This is a genomic window from Streptomyces sp. NPDC001443 (assembly GCF_053597355.1).
Genome location: NZ_JBSFIA010000020.1, coordinates 1 through 15027 on the forward strand (window position 1 = coordinate 1; position 15027 = coordinate 15027).

A 15027-nucleotide genomic window follows, 5' to 3' on the forward strand; every position below is an offset into this window, starting at 1 on the left:
GCCCGGCGGAGACTTTCGGTGGTCCGGTCCGGTGGCCGCGTGCTGCGCGGTCGCCGGACCGGACCGTCGTCAGCCTCGCGGTACGACGACGCCGTCGAGGCGCGCCGCCAGGTCGGCGGCCGTGCTCCCCCACGTCTCCCGGACGAGCGCGCCGTCCGGTGTGATGTCGAAGGTCGCGTGGTCGGTGTAGACCCGGCTGACGCAGCGCAGACCGGTGAGCGGGTAGGTGCAGGACGGGACCAGCTTGGGCGCGCCCGTCTTGGTGAAGAGCGTCATCATCACGAGGACGTCCTTCGCGCCGATGGCGAGATCCATGGCGCCGCCCACGGCGGGGATGTCGTCGGGCTTTCCGGTGTGCCAGTTGGCGAGGTCGCCGGTGGTGCTGACCTGGAAGGCGCCGAGCACACAGACGTCGAGGTGGCCGCCGCGCATCATCGCGAAGGAGTCGGCGTGGTGGAAGTACGCCGCGCCCGGCAGTTCGGTGACGGGCACCTTGCCCGCGTTGGTGAGGTCCGGGTCGATCTGCTCGCCGACCGCGGCCGGCCCCATGTTCAGCATGCCGTTCTCGGTGTGCAGGACGACCCCGCGGTCGGCCGGCAGATGGTCGGCGATCCTGGTGGGCTGCCCGATGCCGAGGTTGACGTAGGAGCCCCCGGGGATGTCACGGGCGATGACGGCGGCGAGCTCGTCCGTGGACAGCGGCCCCCGGTCGAGATGCTCGACCACGCCGGCCGTCGTGGGCGTCGGACGGGGTGAGGTGCTCATCGTGCCCCCTGGACGATGTGGTGGCGGGTCTCGACCCGGACGATCCGGTCGACGTGGATGGACGGCGTGACCACCGTCTCCGGGTCGATCCCGCCGAGCGCGACGACCTCGCCGACCTGCACGATCGTGGTGGCGGCGGCGGTGGCCATGACGGGCCCGAAGTTGCGGGCCGTCTTGCGGTAGACGAGGTTGCCCATCGGGTCGGCGCGGTGCGCGGCGATGAGCGCGTAGTCGCCCTTGATCGGGTACTCGAGCACGTACTCGCGGCCGTCGATGGTGCGGGTCTCCTTGCCCTCGGCCAGCGGGGTGCCGACCCCGGTCGGGCAGAAGAACGCGCCGATGCCCGCGCCGGCCGCGCGCATCCGCTCCGCCAGGTTGCCCTGCGGCACGACCTCGAGCTCGATCTTCCCGGCCCGGTAGAGCCCGTCGAAGACCTGGGAGTCGGACTGCCGCGGGAACGAGCAGACGACCTTGCGCACCCGGCCCGCCTTCAGCAGCGCGGCCAGGCCGACCTCGCCGTTGCCCGCGTTGTTGGACACCACGGTGAGGTCCTTCGCGCCCTGCCGGATGAGGGCGTCGAGGAGGTCGAACGGCATGCCCGCGAAGCCGAAGCCGCCGACCAGGACGGTGGAGCCGTCCTCGATGCCCGCGACCGCCTCGTCGCAGCTCTCCAGCACTCGTGCGCTGCTCATGCCCCGGCCTCCGGGTTCTCCAGGACGACGGCCAGACCCTGGCCCACGCCGATGCAGATCGCCGCGACGCCGTACCGCTCCCCGCGCTCGCGCAGCACGGCGGCCAGCGTGCCGAGGACGCGGCCGCCCGAGGCGCCCAGCGGGTGCCCGAGCGCGATCGCGCCGCCCTTCTGGTTGACCAGCTCGGGATCGCGCAGCCCGTTGTCGAGCCAGGCGTCGACGCAGACCAGCGACTGCACGGCGAACGCCTCGTTGAGCTCGACCGCGCCGACCTGCTCCCAGCCGATGCCGGCCCGCTTCAGCGCCTGGTCGGCCGCGGCGACCGGGGCGTATCCGAAGTCCTGCGGGTCGAGGGCGCTCGCGCCGCGCCCGGCGATCCGGGCGAGCGGCTCGCGGCCGATCGCGGTGGCGGCGCGCTCGCTGCCGAGCAGCACGGCCGAGGCTCCGTCCGACAGAGGTGACGCGTTGCCCGCGGTGATCGTGCCGTCGGGGCGGAACGACGGCTTGAGCGCGGCGAGCACCTCCGGCGTCGACCCGGGCCGGATGCCCTCGTCGCGGGCCAGCGTCTCCACCGGCGTGACGAGGTCGTCGTAGAAGCCGCTCTCCCAGGCCTGGTGGGCCAGGCGGTGCGAGCGTGCGGCGAAGTCGTCCTGGCGCTCGCGGCCCACGCCGTAGCGCTGCCGGAGCTGCTCGTTGCACTCGCCGAGCGAGGCGGTCCACTCCTTCGGCATCCGCGGGTTCACCAGCCGCCAGCCGAGCGTGGTCGACACCGCCGTCACGTCCCCCGCGGGAAACCCGCGGGCCGGCTTGGGCAGCACCCAGGGCGCCCGGGTCATCGACTCCACACCGCCGACCAGGACGACGTCGGCGTCGCCGGTCTCGATCGTGCGCGAGCCGGCGATCGCCGCGTCGAGGGACGAGCCGCACAGCCGGTTGACGGTCGTGCCCGGCACGCTCGTGGGCAGGCCCGCCAGCAGCGCGGCCATCCTGCCGACGTTGCGGTTCTCCTCCCCCGCTCCGTTGGCGTTGCCCCAGACGACCTCGTCGACGGCCGACGGGTCGAGGTCGGGGGTCCGGGCGAGGAGACCGGTGATCGCGGTGGCGGCCAGGTCGTCGGGGCGTATGCCGGCCAGGGCGCCGTTGAACTTTCCGAACGGCGTGCGGGTCGCGGCGTAGAGGTATGCACTCACCCTGCCACCGTAGGCGCGGCTGCCGATAGGGTGAAGTATCCATATGGCGAGCGATTGAGAGGTCTGCGATATGGATCTCCGCCATCTGCGCTACTACGTCGCGGTCGCCGAGGAGCGCCACTTCGGCCGGGCCGCCGAACGGCTGCACATGGCGCAGCCCCCGCTGTCGCAGGCGATCCGCCAGCTGGAGACCGAACTCGGAGTGCAACTCCTGCACCGCACCACGCGCCGGGTGGACCTCACCGAGGCCGGCCGCGCCTACCTGGAGCGCGCGCGGGCGATCCTGGCCGAGGTGGACGAGGCGGCCGACCTGGCGCGCCGGGTCGCGGCCGGCGTCGTCGGCCGGGTCGCGATCGGCTGTGTGGGGTCGGCGACGTACAGCCTGCTGCCCACGCTGTCCCGGCACCTGTCGGCGGAGCTGCCGGGGGTCGACTTCTCCTTCCGCGGCGAGATGCTCGCCCCCGACCAGGCGGAGGGCCTGCGCACGGGCGCGATCGACGTCGCGCTGCTGCGCCCGCCGGCGGCGGACCCCTCCCTGGCCGTGCGGCTGCTGCGCCGCGACCGGCTGGTGGTGGCGCTGCCGGCCGACCACGTCCTCGCGGGGCGGTCGCGGGTGCGGGCCGCGGACCTGGCCGGCACCGACCTGATCGTGCACTCGGCGGACCGCCGGTCCGTGATGTACGACGTCGTCCTGCGGATGCTGCGGGAGGCCGGGGTCGAGCCCAGGATCCGGCACGAGGTCGGCGAGACGTCGACGCTGATCACCCTGGTGGCGGGCGGGCTCGGGGTGGCCGTCGCGCCGGAGCCGGTGACCGCGCTGACCCTGCCGGGGGTGGTCTACCGGCCGCTCGTCCAGCCGGCCGGCACGGTCGAACTGGCCGTCGCCCACCGCGCCGACCGGTCCGAGCCGCACCTCCTGCGGACGGTCGAGGTGATCCGACAGCTGTTCCGTCCCGCGACCGGGACGTCGTGAACGCGGAGGCCCCGGAGGACCGTCGTGTCCTTTTGGGGCCTCGTGATTCACCTGCCTTCCCGGAAGGCGCGTGCGTCAGGGTTGTTCTCCCACCACCACCAGCACACCTTCCAGTGGTTGTCCGAGGCCCCGGCGTCGTCGAACGTCACGATGGCGACGACCTGACCGGTGCAGTTCGGGCTGTTGCCGTCGTGCATGCTGCACTTCAGGCCGTTGTCCGGAGGTACCTGGTCGTCGATGTCTGTGATGACGGACTTCATGCCGGGAGGCTACGCCGTCGCGCGGCATCGCCCCCGCCGTTCCCTCTGAAGGCAGGCCTGCCTGGAGGCGGCGACGAACGTGCCCGACCCCGGGACCGGCCGTGGTGAACCGTCCCCGGGCCGGGGGCAGGATGGGTGCATGCGAGGTCAAGGGCACATACGCGTCAAGGATTTCGATCATCTGGTGCTCAACGTGGAGGACGTCGAGCGCTCCCTGGAGTTCTACTGCGGGCCCCTGGGCCTGACGCCGGTGCGGGTGGCCGAGTGGCGGGCCGGTGACGTCCCGTTCCCCTCGGTGCGGGTCAACGCGACCACGATCATCGACCTGCTCGGGCGGCCGCGCGCCGAGTCCAACGTGGACCACATCTGTCTGGTCGTCGAGCCGCTGGACTGGCGGGAGGTCATCGCCTCGGGCACCTTCACCGTGCTGGAAGGCCCCGTCGGCCGGTACGGCGCCCGGGGCGAGGCGCAGTCGGTGTACGTCCGGGACCCGGACGGCAACACCGTCGAGCTGCGCTGGTACCCGCAGGACGTGCAGGAGGCACCGAACGCGGAACAGGGGCAGGACGCACGGGACACGCGCGTCACGCAGGAGAGGCCGCCCGCGTGAAATGGACCCATGGGTCCACTCTGGAGGTGCGCCCGTGCGGAACTGCTGCTCGCGGTGGCCGCCCGCGAGGCCGAACGCGTCCTGGAGGACCAGGAGCCGCACCTGGGCGATCCAACACCTGGCAGGACTGGCGTGAGGCGGTCGTACGGCGCTACGAGCAGCAGGGCGTCGACTGCCCGCGATCCGGCCTGATCACGCCGGTCCGCGCTCACCCGGCCCGGTCACCGTGGGCGGCCCGGCTGGCCTCGATCTCCGCGATGTGCTCGATCGCCCAGCCGGCCAGCGCGAGCGCCGGCGGGATGAGGCTCTCCCCGGTGGGGGTCAGCGCGTACTCGACGCGTGGCGGGACCTCCGCGTACGCCGTGCGCGACACCAGGCCGTCCCGTACCAGGTTGCGCAGGGTCAGCGTCAGCATCCGCTGCGAGATGCCCGGGATCTGCCGCTGGAGGTCGGTGAAGCGCAGGCGCCCCTGCTCCAGGGTCACCACGATCAGCAGTGTCCACTTGTCGCAGATCCGGTCGAGCACGGCACGGATCGTCCGACCGCCGTCTCCGCGGATCATGCAGGTGTGCTCGTACTCCGACATGACAACTCCCTGTGCGTGACGCACATCCGTGTGCCTTTTGTAGGCCTCTCGGCGGTCACCCATGATGAGGCGCCTCGGAGCAGGTACTTACCACGCAAGGAATCATGATGGACATCGCGTACTGGATCGTCGCCGCGCTGCTGGCGGTGTTCTACCTCTACGCCGGAGGCAAGAAGGTCCTCCAGAGCCAGGAGCGGCTGCGGCCGATGATGGGCTGGGTCGACCGGGTCCCGATGCCGGCCGTCAGGCTGATCGGGACACTGGAGGTCCTCGGCGCCGCGGGTCTGATACTGCCGCCGCTGACCGGGATCGCACCCTGGCTCGCCGTCGCCGCGGCGATCGGGCTCGTCCTGGTCCAGTGCGGCGGCATCGCGCTCCATGTCTCGCGCGGCGAGGCACGGTTGATCGGGCTCAACATCGCGCTGCTGGTGGCCGCCGTTGCCGCTGCCTGGCTGGCGACCGTACGGCTCTGACGTACCCGCGGGCGTCCGGGCCGGTCGGAGCCCGGCCGACGCGGAGCCCCGCCCGACGCGGACTCAGGTCCGCCGCGGACTCAGGTCCTGCGCAGCACGCGGCTCGCTCCGGCGGCGACGGTGGTCGCCAGCAACCAGCCGCTGCCGACGAGGACGAGCGCCGTCCACTGCATGGCGCCGGACGGGCTGAACACGCGTTCCTGGCCGAGGTCGACGAGCGGGAGCAGCAGATCGAGGGTGTAGATCACCGGCTGGAAGGCCGGATGCGGGCCGTCGGCCACCGCCCGCGGCGGCCAGGTCGCGAACAGTGCCGAGCCGGCCGCCAGGAGACCGGCCAGCAGCCACACGGCGCGCAGCGGGCGGTATCCGAAGCCCACGGTCGCGTCCTGGAGGAGACTCCACAGCCGGGCGGGCACCCCGAGGGTGGCGCGCAGGGCGCGCTGCTTGGCGACCAGGACGGTCCGCGCGTCGGCGTCCTGGCCGTGGCGCTGGTAGACGGCGGCGAGTTGCTCGTACGGCTGGGGTGTGAAGGCGTTCGGGTCCCGGCGCAGCAGGGGCAGGCGGCGCGCGGCCGGCAGGGCGGGGCTGATGTCGTCGTAGACCGCGCCGTCCACGACGAGGGAGGCCGGCCAGGTGGCGGGCTCGTCCTTGAGCAGCACCGTGCGCAGGCGGCTGAGGTCGACGATGCCAGCGGGTGTCTCCCGCGGCTCCAGCCGCAGCACGGCCGCGGTGGCTCCGCGGCAGGTGAGGGCCTCCTCCTCGGGCGCGGTGTCCAGCAGCGCGTCGGCGAGGCACAGGGTGCTCCGGATCGTGGCGCTGTTGAGGCGGACGCCGCCGTGGGCCGTGAAGCCGTCGCAGAGGTTCACCACGCCGCCGACGTCGACGCCGTTGGCCCGCAGCGCGGGCCTGCCGCTGTCCGGGGCGGTCAGTTCGGCGGCCTCCAGCCGGATCGAACCGCCGATGCGCGCGTCGCACAGGTCGACGGTGCCGTGTGCGGTCGTCCCGCCCCGGCAGTCGAGGTCGCCGCCGATGTGGGTGCGCTCCGCGGTGAGCACCGTGCCCTCGGGGAAGTCCAGCCGGGCGCCCTCCAGGACGACGCTGCCGCGTATCGAGGTGTCGGCGAGGGTGACCGGGCCGCCGACGACCAGTCCACCGTCCGCCTGGATGTCGCCGCCGATCTGCGCGCAGCCCAGATGGAGGGCGTAGCGCCCCGGGCCCGCGCCGGGACCGGCGAGGGTGGCGTCGGACAGCTCCACCGTCGCACCGACCGAGGCCCCGCACAGGTTGACCATTCCGGCGCAGGAGAAGCCGCGCCCGAGGTACAGGCCGCCGCCGACGGTGATCTCGGACATCTGGAGACAGCCGTCGGGGCCGCCTATGGCCGCCCCGCGGAAGACGAGCGTGTCCTGGACCCGCGCGTTGCTCAGGTGCACCGGGCCGGTGCAGTCCAGGCCCGAGGCCCACATGTACTCGTCCACGGCGACGCTCTGAGCGGTGACGGCGGCCTCGCCCGGCGCCGGGCGGATCGTCGTGTCCTGGAGCGAGAGCACGGTGCCGACGGTGAGGGAGCGCAGGTCCAGGGTACCGTCCACGGTGCACTTGTCGACCTTGAACTCCTGGGCGACACGGGCGCTGTGGGCCCGCAGGCCGGGCAGCCGGCACTCGCCGAGCTCGAACGCCTCGAGTTGCGCGCCCTCCAGTCGTGGCGCCTCGTCGAACCGGCAGTTTCGCATGCGGACGGTGCCGCGCAGGGCGGCCTCCGACAGGTCCAGTCGCCCTCGTACGTGCACGCCGCGCAGGCGCAGCCGGGCCAGGTGTCCGGGCACGGGGGGCGGCGGGGACAGCAGCAGCATCCGCACGGCGGCCCCGCGCACCTCCGGTACGCCGACGCACCACTCCCCCCGCCGGTACGCCTGCCACATACGGCGCTCGCCGGCGTCCCAGTCGGCCGGCGCGTCGTCATGGTCCGCCACGGAAGTCCCCCTCTGCGCTCACCGGGACGAGCCGGCCCCGGGCAGCAGCGTGCGCTGTCGCGCGCCGGTTTTCAACGGCCGAGCGTCTCGACCCAGGCGGTGGTCTCGTCCGGGTGGCCCAGTCGGACCGTGCGCAGCGGGGCGAAGCGGGGGTCGCGGGTGCGCAGGCCGATCTCCCGGTGCCGGGCGCTGTGTTGGGACCACGACCACCAGACGGGGTGTTCCCTGCTGAGCCAGCCCCGCCAGTTCTCCCGGTTGCCGCCGAAGAGGGATTCGCGGGTGACGCTCCGGCGGAGCGAGCGGCGCAGGACCCGGGGCATGACGACCCGTCTGGGATAGTCCAGCCAGATCACGGTGTCGGCCCGCTCCCACAGCAGGTCGCGGACCTCGGCGGCACCGATCGAGTCGACGATCCAGCGAGGCCGCGCGGTCAGCCGCGACACGTCCTCGACCAGCCGGCCGTTCACCGCCCAGTCCGGCCCGTCGTAGTACAACGCGTCCATCTCGTGGTAGGCCAGGCCCAGTCGGCCGCCCAGCACCCGGGCGAGCGTGGACTTGCCCGCCCCCGTCACCCCCACCACCAGGACCCGTTCCACCTGCGCACCCTATCCCGGCACGCGGGGACGACCACAGCGCCTCCGCCCGGTGGGGGGCGCTTATCCCCTCGCCGTCCGGCCGCGGTCCGCGTAGGGTCACGCGTCGGAGACCGCCCGCTCGACGACACCACGATCGGCGCCCGGGACAAGGGGACTGTGAGCAGGCGACGTTACGTAGCCCGGGGCGTGCCGGGCGGCTACCGGATCTGGGACAACCGGGGGCGCAGATGGTGGGGCGATCTCTACGACCTCTGCCCCGACGACCTCGTGGCCGAACTCAACGGCCCGGCGGACCCGGCGCGGATCACCGCGCTGATGAAGCGCTACCGGGCGCGGAAGCGGTAGGCACCCGCACGACGGTCCGGTCACCTGCCGTGGTCCGGAAGTAGGGTCGCGGCATGGAGTTCCGTCACCTCGGCCGCAGCGGCCTGATGATCAGCGAGATCGCCTACGGCAACTGGCTCACCCACGGTTCCCAGGTCGAGGAGGACGCGGCGCTCGCCTGTGTGCGCGCCGCCCTCGACGCGGGGATCACCACCTTCGACACCGCCGACGTCTACGCCCAGACCCGCGCCGAATCCGTCCTCGGCAGGGCGTTGAAGGACGAGCGGCGGGAGGGTCTGGAGATCTTCACCAAGGTCTACTTCCCGACCGGTCCCGGCCCCAACGACCGCGGCCTGGGCCGCAAACACATCATGGAGTCGATCGACAACTCGCTGCGCCGGCTCCAGACCGACTACGTCGACCTGTACCAGGCGCACCGCTACGACGCCTCCGTCCCGCTGGAGGAGACCATGGAGGCGTTCGCCGACGTGGTCCACTCCGGCAGGGCGCTGTACATCGGTGTCTCCGAGTGGACGGCCGACCAGATCCGCGACGGCCACGCGCTCGCCCGGGAGCTGCACTTCCCGCTGGTCTCCAGCCAGCCCCAGTACTCGATGCTGTGGCGGGTGATCGAGGACGAGGTCGTGCCGACCTGCGAGGAGCTGGGTCTGGGCCAGATCGTCTGGTCGCCCATCGCGCAGGGCGTCCTCACCGGCAAGTACGCGCCCGGCGCCCCGCTGCCGGCGGGCAGCCGGGCCACGGACGAGAAGGGCGGCGCGACGTTCGTCGGCCGGTTCCTCCAGGACGAGGTGCTGGAGCGCGTCCAGCGGCTCAGGCCGCTCGCCGATCAGGCCGGGCTGTCACTGGCGCAGCTCGCCGTGGCCTGGGTCCTGCAGAACCCCAACGTCTCCGCCGCCATCATCGGTGCCTCGCGGCCCGAGCAGGTCACGGAGAACGTGAAGGCGGCGGGCATCAAGCTGGACGCCGATCTCATGGAGGCCGTCGACGGCGTCCTCGGCCCCGTCGTGGAGCGCGATCCGGCCAAGGCGGGCCGCGTCTGACCTGTCCCGCCGCCGCCCCGAGGGGGCCGCTCCGCACCGGAGCGGCCCCCTTCGCGCGCACCGGCCGTGCCTGTCGCGCGGGCGACGATCGGGCATCGGGCATCGGCATCGGCATCGGCATCGGGCAGGGGAACGAGCAGGGCATCGGGCAGGCGATTCACCCGACGCGCCGCGTCAGTTCTCACACAAATCGCCCCAAGGCGTGTGTTATACGTTCATGAACACATATACGCGGCGCGCCTTGCTCGGTGCCTCGGTCGTTGCGGCCGGCTCGGGACTCCTGACCGGATGCTCCGGGTCGGACTCGCCCCCGGCTTCCGGTCCCGGTCCCAGCCAGGGTTCCAGCCCCGGGGGCACCGGTTCCGGCCCCGGCGGCACCCGGTTCGTCCCCAGGGGACCCAAGGGGTATGTCGACCCGTCGGGACCCGAGGTCGTCGCCGCCGAGCGGAAGCGCGGGTCCGGGCCCGTCCGCAGGTTCAGGCTCACCGCCGCCCAGACCTCCCTGGATCTCGGTGGGCGGACCGTCAGGTCCTGGGCGTACGGCGATTCCCTGCCCGGGAAGGAGGTCCGGATCACCGCGGGCGACACCCTCGACCTCACGCTCGCCAACCACCTGCCCGTGACGACGACGCTGCACTCGCACGGGGTGCGCATGCGGTGCGACATGGACGGCGTGCCCGATCTGACCCAGAACCCCATCGCCCCCGGCGCGGACTTCACCTACCGTTTCGTGGCCGAGCACCCCGGTACGTACTGGATCCACTCCCACTCGGGGATGCAGCTCGACCGCGGCCTGTACGCCCCGTTCATCGTGGAGGACCCCCGGGAGTCGCTGGTCTACGACAAGGAGTGGGTCGTCGTCCTGGACGACTGGCTGGACGGGGTGGACGGCTCCACCCCGGACGACGTGCTGGCCGAGCTGCGCCACGGCAAGGGCCCGGCGATGGACATGGACATGGGCGTCGGCAAGGGGGGCGCGTCGCACGACCACGGCGGTCGCGGCAGTCACGGCGGCAGGCCCGCGGGGCCCTCCCGGGCGATGCACGGCTCCCGCAGCCATCTGCTGCGCAGCGAGGGCGGCAACGTCGCCTACCCGTACTACCTGATCAACGGCCGCCGTCCGCAGGCGCCCACGGTCTTCAAGGCCCGTGCCAAGGACCGCATCCGGCTGCGCATCATCAACGCCAGCGGTGACACGGCCTTCAGGGTGGCGCTGGGCGGCCACGAGATGACGGTGACGCACACCGACGGCTACCCGGTCGAGCACCATGAGACCGACACGCTGCTGCTGGGCATGGCCGAGCGCTACGACGTGCTCGTCACCGCCAAGGACGGGGTGTTCCCGCTGGTCGCGCTGGCCGAGGGCAAGCAGGGGCGGGCGATGGCGGTGCTGCGTACCGACAGGAGCGGGACGCTGCCGTCCACCTCGGTGTTCCCCGACGAGCTGGACGGGCGGCTCGTACCGGCCAGACGCCTCAGGCCGCAGGAGTCGGTGGCACTGCCGGAGCGCGACACGGACCGCGAGATCCGTATCAGGCTGTCCGGCAACATGAGGGACTTCGACTGGAGTTTCGACCACCGGCCCTACTCCCTGGAGCAGCGTCATCCGATCCGCCAAGGCGAAAGGATTCGGCTGAGCCTCATCAACGGCACCGACATGTGGCATCCGCTGCATCTGCACGGCCACACCTTCGCCATGGCCGGCCTCGACGCGGCCGGGGCCCGCAAGGACACCGCGTACGTACTGCCGCACCGCAAGCTGGTGGTGGAGTTCGACGCCGACAATCCGGGTCTGTGGATGCTGCACTGCCACAACCAGTACCACTCCGAGTCCGGGATGATGACCGTCTTCGGGTACCGCACCTGACGCGCCGGTGCCGGTGACCAGGCCGGGGCGTCCCGCGCCTCGGTCCGTCAGGGTTCCGCTCCCGGACGGACCCGGGCGGTCGGCCGGAGGGTCCCGGACGGTCACCCGCGTGTCCCGTGCCTCGCCCGCCGGTCCGGGTCCGCGCGGGGGCCCGTTGTCAGTGGGGGGAGGCAAGATGCAGGTCATGACGACACCAGTTGCAGTGATCATGGATGCCGCCGCCTACGCGCGGGCGGTCGAGGACGCCGTGGAGGCCGCGGCCGCCTACTACGCGAGCGGCACCTCTTCACTCGACGACGACGCCTACGACCGCCTGGTCCGCGGGATCGCCGCCTGGGAGGCCGCGCACCCGGACGAGGTGCGGCCGGACTCGCCGACGGGCAAGGTGGCGGGCGGCGCGGCCGAGGGCGATGTCCCGCACACGGTCGCCATGCTCAGCCTGGACAACGTGTTCTCCGCCGAGGAGTTCACCGCCTGGGCCGCCTCCCTGGGCCGGCGCCTCGGACGCGAGGTCACCCGGTTCGGTGTCGAGCCGAAGCTGGACGGACTCGCCGTCGCCGCCCGCTACACCGAGGGCCGGCTGAGCAGACTGATCACCCGCGGTGACGGGACGGCCGGGGAGGACGTCTCGCACGCGATCGGCACGATCGAGGGCCTGCCGCAGACGCTTGCCGAACCGGTCACGGTCGAGGTGCGCGGCGAAGTGCTGATGACCGTCGCCCAGTTCGAACACGCCAACGAGGTGCGCACCGCGCACGGCGGACAGCCGTTCGCCAACCCTCGCAACGCGGCGGCGGGCACCCTGCGGGCGAAGGAGCGCGCCTACACCGTGCCGATGACGTTCTTCGGCTACGGGCTGCTGCCCCGGCCCGAGACGGACGCCGATCTCGCCGTGCGGCTGGGCGAACTCGCCCACAGCGACCTGATGGCCCTGGCCGCCGGGCTGGGGGTGCACACGACGGCCGCGACCGAGGTGCCCGGTGTGGTCGCCGACACCGCCGAACAGGTGCTGGCCAGGGTGGCGGAGATCGCGGCGCTCCGCGCCGGACTGCCGTTCGGGATCGACGGCATCGTCGTCAAGGCCGACCTGGCGGCCGATCAGCAGGCCGCCGGATCGGGTTCGCGGGCGCCGCGCTGGGCGATCGCGTACAAGCTGCCCGCCGTGGAGAAGATCACCCGGCTGCTGGCGGTGGAGTGGAACGTCGGGCGGACCGGCATCATCGCCCCGCGCGGTGTGCTGGAGCCGGTGGAGATCGAGGGGTCCACCATCACCTACGCCACCCTGCACAACCCGGCCGACATCACCCGCCGCGACCTGCGGCTGGGCGACCACGTCATGGTCCACCGGGCCGGTGACGTCATCCCCCGCATCGAAGCCCCGGTGGCCCATCTGCGCACCGGCGACGAGCGGACCATCGAGTTCCCCGCGGTGTGCCCGCGCTGCGGCTCCGCCATCGACACCAGCCAGGAACGCTGGCGCTGCGAGCAGGGCCGCAACTGCCATCTGGTCGCCTCCCTCGCCTACGCCGCGGGGCGCGACCAGCTCGACATCGAGGGACTCGGCGGCACCCGGGTCGTGCAGCTCGTCGAAGCGGGCCTGGTCGGCGATCTCGCCGATCTGTTCGCGCTCACCCGCGAGCAACTGCTCGGACTGGACCGGATGGGCGCCACCAGCAGCGACAACCTGCTCGCCGCGATCGAGACCGCGAAGGGCCGGCCGTTGTCCCGGGTGCTGTGCGCGCTCGGCGTGCGCGGCACGGGCCGCTCCATGTCGCGCCGGATCGCCAGGTACTTCGCCACGATGGACGAGATACGGGCCGCCGACGCGGCCCGGATGCAGCAGGTCGAGGGCATCGGTACCGAGAAGGCCCCGTCCATCGTCGCGGAACTGGCCGAACTCGGCCCGCTCATCGACAGACTCGTGGCGGCCGGGGTGAACATGACCGAGCCCGGTGCCACCCCCGCGCCGGCTGCCGGTGCCGAAGGCGGCGGCGATGACGACACGGCGCAGGCGCCGCAGGGCGGGCCGCTGTCGGGGATGACCGTGGTGGTCACGGGCGCGATGACGGGCCCGCTGGAGAAACTGAGCCGCAACCAGATGAACGAGCTGATCGAACGTGCGGGCGGCCGCTCCTCGTCCAGCGTCTCGAAGAAGACCTCGCTGGTGGTCGCCGGCGAGGGCGCCGGTTCCAAGCGGGCCAAGGCCGAGGACCTGGGCGTCCGGCTGTCCACGCCGGACGAGTTCGCCGCCATGGTCGCTGATTTCATCGGCTGACCGGCCGGCGACGGGTGTACCCGCCCGTCGGCCGGGTGGCCGACGGGCGGGCGGGTCTCACCGGATCAGGCGGGGGTGATGTTCTCCGCCTGCGGGCCCTTCTGGCCCTGGGTGATGTCGAAGGTCACCGCCTGGCCTTCCTGGAGCTCGCGGAAACCGCTGGCGTTGATGTTGGAGTAGTGCGCGAAGACGTCGGGACCGCCGCCGTCCTGCGCGATGAAGCCGAAGCCCTTTTCGGAGTTGAACCACTTGACGGTTCCGCTGGCCATGCCGGTGCCTCTCAATCGGTGACGGGTTCGCACCGCGCGAACCCGGAGGTGGTCGTCCTGGTCCTCGGGCACTGCACAGCAAAGCGCCCGCACGACAGTGCGGGCGCGTACGGCGAACCACGACATCTGACGACGACGCTACACGGCGAAAGCGCCCGTCACCAGTGGGTAAGGCCCTTCGGATGCAACGGCGTTGCGCGGGGATCCGTCGGCGCCCGCCGAACACCCGGCCGACGGACCGCCCCGGCGCCCGCCCGGACACCCCGCCGGAGGCCCTCCCGGACGTGTCCGCGACACCTTCCGGACGCCTGTCGAGCACCTGTAGGGCACTCATTGCCCACACCGCCGACGCCCCGCCCCGCCGTGCGGCGTGACGTCACCCTCGCGGGTGCCCCCGGTGGCGCGCCCGCACGTGTGCCTGCTTGCTGGACCGAGAGGGGGAAGCCGAAAGAGAGAGCCGCAGAGAGAGCGAGCGTCCATGGCCCCGGAGGACGAGCGGCTGCGGACACCGCGCGGCCGGTATGGCCGGGACCGTGTTCGCGGTGCTGCTCGCGGCGGCGATCGTCCTGGTGCGGATCGCCGTACCCGCGGGGGGTGCCGCCAATGCCGTCGTCGCCCAGAACATGCGCTGGGCGGTGCGGGCCGCGCTGGAGATCGTTCCGTTCGCGGGCATCTTCTTCCTGTGGTTCATGGGCGCGCTGCGCGCCCAGGTGGGCGCGGCCGAGGACCGGTTCGTCGCCACCGTGTTCCTGGGCAGTGGACTGGTGTTCGTCGCCACCATGTTCGGCGCCGGTGCGGCGGCGGGGACCGTGCTCAACGAGGGCCCCTCGACGTTCGGCCGCGATTTCGCGTACATGTTGATGACGACGTACGCGCTGCGGATGGCGTCCGTGTTCGTCCTCACCACCTCGACCATCGGGCACCGCCTCCAGGTCTTTCCGCGCCCGCTCTCCCTCTTCGGCTACGCGGTAGGACTAATCCTGCTCGTCGTGGGTGCCGGAGTGCCCTGGTCCGAACTGCTCTTCCCGTTCTGGGCGCTGATCGTCAGCTTCCATCTCCTGCGCGTCGGCCTGCGCCGGCCGCCGCGCTCCGGACGCGCGCGCTGAACCCGTC

Annotated in this window: 15 protein-coding genes and 1 pseudogene; 8 read left to right on the forward strand and 8 right to left on the reverse strand. The window is 72.4% G+C overall.

Annotation, left to right across the window (positions count from 1 at the left end; translation table 11 throughout):
• Positions 1–69: 69 nt before the first annotated feature.
• Genes ACWC24_RS21180 through ACWC24_RS21190 form a run of 3 tightly spaced genes read right to left on the reverse strand, consistent with a single transcriptional unit; the run spans position 70 to position 2647 of the window.
• Positions 70–765 carry a 3-oxoacid CoA-transferase subunit B gene (locus ACWC24_RS21180; RefSeq protein ID WP_450664382.1) on the reverse strand — a complete coding sequence of 232 codons (696 nt, stop codon included), beginning with the start codon at positions 763–765 and terminating at the stop codon, positions 70–72.
• On the reverse strand, positions 762–1457 hold the full coding sequence (locus ACWC24_RS21185) for a 3-oxoacid CoA-transferase subunit A (protein WP_450664383.1): 696 nt from the start codon (positions 1455–1457) through the stop codon (positions 762–764). Before ACWC24_RS21185 ends, ACWC24_RS21180 begins: the two co-directional genes overlap by 4 nt.
• Complete coding sequence (locus ACWC24_RS21190) at positions 1454–2647, reverse strand: thiolase family protein (protein ID WP_450664384.1); 1194 nt, start codon at positions 2645–2647, stop codon at positions 1454–1456. Before ACWC24_RS21190 ends, ACWC24_RS21185 begins: the two co-directional genes overlap by 4 nt.
• Positions 2648–2717: 70 nt before the next feature.
• Between ACWC24_RS21190 and ACWC24_RS21195 the strand changes: the two genes are divergently transcribed.
• Positions 2718–3620 (forward strand): LysR substrate-binding domain-containing protein, encoded by a 903-nt coding sequence (locus tag ACWC24_RS21195; protein ID WP_450664385.1) that lies wholly within the window; start codon positions 2718–2720, stop codon positions 3618–3620.
• 47 nt (positions 3621–3667) lie between these two features.
• On the opposite strand, the gene ACWC24_RS21200 is transcribed toward ACWC24_RS21195, so the two are convergent.
• Positions 3668–3880, reverse strand: a complete 213-nt coding sequence (locus tag ACWC24_RS21200; RefSeq protein WP_450664386.1) for a hypothetical protein — start codon at positions 3878–3880, stop codon at positions 3668–3670.
• Positions 3881–4019: 139 nt separating this feature from the next.
• Between ACWC24_RS21200 and ACWC24_RS21205 the strand changes: the two are divergent.
• Positions 4020–4412, forward strand: a pseudogene (locus ACWC24_RS21205) (VOC family protein); the annotation flags it as partial.
• 286 nt (positions 4413–4698) lie between these two features.
• Here the strand turns inward: ACWC24_RS21205 and ACWC24_RS21210 are convergent.
• Positions 4699–5076, reverse strand: a complete 378-nt coding sequence (locus tag ACWC24_RS21210; RefSeq protein WP_450664387.1) for a winged helix-turn-helix transcriptional regulator — start codon at positions 5074–5076, stop codon at positions 4699–4701.
• A gap of 107 nt (positions 5077–5183) precedes the next feature.
• Between ACWC24_RS21210 and ACWC24_RS21215 the strand changes: the two genes are divergently transcribed.
• A complete protein-coding gene (locus ACWC24_RS21215) occupies positions 5184–5549 on the forward strand; it encodes a DoxX family protein (protein ID WP_450664502.1) in 366 nt (121 codons plus the stop codon).
• Between the two features lie 80 nt (positions 5550–5629).
• Here ACWC24_RS21215 and ACWC24_RS21220 read toward each other — a convergent pair whose 3' ends face one another.
• Positions 5630–7522: a hypothetical protein gene (locus tag ACWC24_RS21220; RefSeq protein WP_450664388.1), complete on the reverse strand. Its 1893-nt coding sequence runs from the start codon at positions 7520–7522 to the stop codon at positions 5630–5632.
• A 71-nt stretch (positions 7523–7593) separates the two neighbouring features.
• Positions 7594–8118 (reverse strand): adenylate kinase, encoded by a 525-nt coding sequence (locus tag ACWC24_RS21225; RefSeq protein WP_450664389.1) that lies wholly within the window; start codon positions 8116–8118, stop codon positions 7594–7596.
• A 156-nt stretch (positions 8119–8274) separates the two neighbouring features.
• Between ACWC24_RS21225 and ACWC24_RS21230 the strand changes: the two genes are divergently transcribed.
• The 4 genes from ACWC24_RS21230 to ligA all read left to right on the forward strand — a co-directional run bounded on the left by ACWC24_RS21230 (position 8275) and on the right by ligA (position 13645).
• The gene (locus tag ACWC24_RS21230; RefSeq protein ID WP_450664390.1) at positions 8275–8463 is read left to right on the forward strand and encodes a hypothetical protein; all 189 of its coding nucleotides are present in this window, start codon (positions 8275–8277) and stop codon (positions 8461–8463) included.
• A 53-nt stretch (positions 8464–8516) separates the two neighbouring features.
• On the forward strand, positions 8517–9503 hold the full coding sequence (locus ACWC24_RS21235) for an aldo/keto reductase family protein (RefSeq protein WP_450664391.1): 987 nt from the start codon (positions 8517–8519) through the stop codon (positions 9501–9503).
• Between the two features lie 217 nt (positions 9504–9720).
• On the forward strand, positions 9721–11370 hold the full coding sequence (locus ACWC24_RS21240; protein WP_450664392.1) for a multicopper oxidase family protein: 1650 nt from the start codon (positions 9721–9723) through the stop codon (positions 11368–11370).
• Between the two features lie 184 nt (positions 11371–11554).
• On the forward strand, positions 11555–13645 hold the full coding sequence (ligA, locus tag ACWC24_RS21245) for an NAD-dependent DNA ligase LigA (protein WP_450664393.1): 2091 nt from the start codon (positions 11555–11557) through the stop codon (positions 13643–13645).
• A 65-nt stretch (positions 13646–13710) separates the two neighbouring features.
• Here the strand turns inward: ligA and ACWC24_RS21250 are convergent, their stop codons facing one another.
• Entirely contained in the window at positions 13711–13914 is a 204-nt protein-coding gene (locus ACWC24_RS21250) for a cold-shock protein (RefSeq protein ID WP_059190954.1), read from the reverse strand.
• A 521-nt stretch (positions 13915–14435) separates the two neighbouring features.
• Between ACWC24_RS21250 and ACWC24_RS21255 the strand changes: the two genes are divergently transcribed.
• Entirely contained in the window at positions 14436–15020 is a 585-nt protein-coding gene (locus tag ACWC24_RS21255) for a hypothetical protein (RefSeq protein WP_450664394.1), read from the forward strand.
• Positions 15021–15027 lie beyond the last annotated feature (7 nt).

Excerpts from the sequence above, each read along its gene's own strand:
- ACWC24_RS21180 (WP_450664382.1), bottom strand. The coding sequence starts at position 765 with ATGAGCACCTCACCCCGTCCGACGCCCACGACGGCCGGCGTGGTCGAG.
- ACWC24_RS21200 (WP_450664386.1), bottom strand. The coding sequence starts at position 3,880 with ATGAAGTCCGTCATCACAGACATCGACGACCAGGTACCTCCGGACAAC.
- ACWC24_RS21195 (WP_450664385.1), top strand. The coding sequence starts at position 2,718 with ATGGATCTCCGCCATCTGCGCTACTACGTCGCGGTCGCCGAGGAGCGC.
- ligA (WP_450664393.1), top strand. The coding sequence starts at position 11,555 with ATGACGACACCAGTTGCAGTGATCATGGATGCCGCCGCCTACGCGCGG.
- ACWC24_RS21240 (WP_450664392.1), top strand. The coding sequence starts at position 9,721 with ATGAACACATATACGCGGCGCGCCTTGCTCGGTGCCTCGGTCGTTGCG.
- ACWC24_RS21185 (WP_450664383.1), bottom strand. The coding sequence starts at position 1,457 with ATGAGCAGCGCACGAGTGCTGGAGAGCTGCGACGAGGCGGTCGCGGGC.
- ACWC24_RS21210 (WP_450664387.1), bottom strand. The coding sequence starts at position 5,076 with ATGTCGGAGTACGAGCACACCTGCATGATCCGCGGAGACGGCGGTCGG.
- ACWC24_RS21255 (WP_450664394.1), top strand. The coding sequence starts at position 14,436 with ATGGCCGGGACCGTGTTCGCGGTGCTGCTCGCGGCGGCGATCGTCCTG.
- ACWC24_RS21250 (WP_059190954.1), bottom strand. The coding sequence starts at position 13,914 with ATGGCCAGCGGAACCGTCAAGTGGTTCAACTCCGAAAAGGGCTTCGGC.
- ACWC24_RS21235 (WP_450664391.1), top strand. The coding sequence starts at position 8,517 with ATGGAGTTCCGTCACCTCGGCCGCAGCGGCCTGATGATCAGCGAGATC.
- ACWC24_RS21215 (WP_450664502.1), top strand. The coding sequence starts at position 5,184 with ATGGACATCGCGTACTGGATCGTCGCCGCGCTGCTGGCGGTGTTCTAC.